The 1,209-nt window shown below is 64.6% G+C and carries 1 protein-coding gene; it reads left to right on the top strand.

The window, feature by feature from the left end; translation table 11 throughout:
- Window position 1: 1 nt before the first annotated feature.
- On the top strand, window positions 2–1,209 hold a 1,208-nt coding region (locus tag B3605_RS12480), incomplete at its 3' end, for an FGGY-family carbohydrate kinase (protein ID WP_296434111.1).

Genomic DNA, 1,209 nt, shown 5'->3' with positions numbered 1-1,209 from the left:
CGTGATCTTCGACGTCGACGGAACGCCGATCGCCGTTGCCCGCCGCCGCGTGACCCAGTTCATGCCGCATGCGCGCCATGTCGAACGCGACATGAATGAACTCTGGACGCAGACGGCCGATGCCATACGCGAGGCGATCGAACTCAGCGGACGTCCCGCCAGCGACATAGCCGCGATCGCGGCTACCGCGCATGGCGACGGCATCTACCTCACCGATAAGTCCAACGCCCCTCTCGGCCGGGCGCTTTTGTCGCTCGACAGCCGTTCGGTCGATATCGTCGAGACCTGGCTTGCCAGCCCGCTCGCCGACGAGGCGCTGGAACTGACCGGGCAGGTCCCGCATGTCTCGGCACCCTCTGCACTGCTTGCCTGGATCAAGCAGCACGAGCCGGCACGTTACAGGGAGATCGGCCATATCCTGTCGTGCAAGGACTGGCTGCGGTTCTGCCTGAGCGGCGTCATCGGTACCGATCGCACCGAGGCGAGCACCTCCTTCAGCAATGTCCGCACGCAGGACTATGATTTCGATGCCCTTCGATTGTTCGGCGTCGAGGAGATAGCCTCCGCCTTGCCACCGATTTCGCGTTCCGACGAGATCATTGGCTATGTGACCGCTCAAACGGCCGCGCGCACCGGCCTGGCGGTCGGGACACCCGTCGTTGCGGGCCTGCACGATGTCACCGCCTCCGCGCTCGGCTCCGGCGGCTATGCAGACGACGTGGTTGCCGTCATTGCCGGCACCTATTCCATCAACGAGACGCTGTCGTCGCATCCGCGCATGGACCGCCGCTGGTTCTGCCGCAACGCCATCGAGCCCGGCCAGTGGAACAACATGTCGATCTCCCCGGCGTCGACGGCCAACTACGAGTGGTTCCTCGATACGCTCTGCGCCAGCGAACGCCAGAGCGTCGAGGCATCCGGGGGTTCGGTGCACGCACTGCTCGCACCGGAGATCGAGGCAGCCTTCGAGCGTCCTCTGACAGCACTCTTTCACCCCTATCTCTTCGGCTCGCCCTATGGTGCGGCCGCTAGCGCCGGTTTCTTCGGCCTTGGCGGCTGGCACAATCGCGGCGACATGCTGCGCGCCGTGCTGGAGGGCATTGCCTTCAATCACCGCATTCATGTCGACGCCTTGCGTGATGGTTTCACCTTCAGCGAAGCGCGCCTTGCCGGCGGGATCTCGCGCAACAAGCGCGTGGTGCAGATGTT

Source organism: Rhizobium sp. UBA1881, from assembly GCF_002338015.1.
Classification (GTDB): Bacteria; Pseudomonadota; Alphaproteobacteria; order Rhizobiales; family Rhizobiaceae; genus Rhizobium.
The sequence above is the reverse complement of the archived record's forward strand: the minus strand, read 5'-3'. Positions and strand labels throughout refer to the sequence as shown.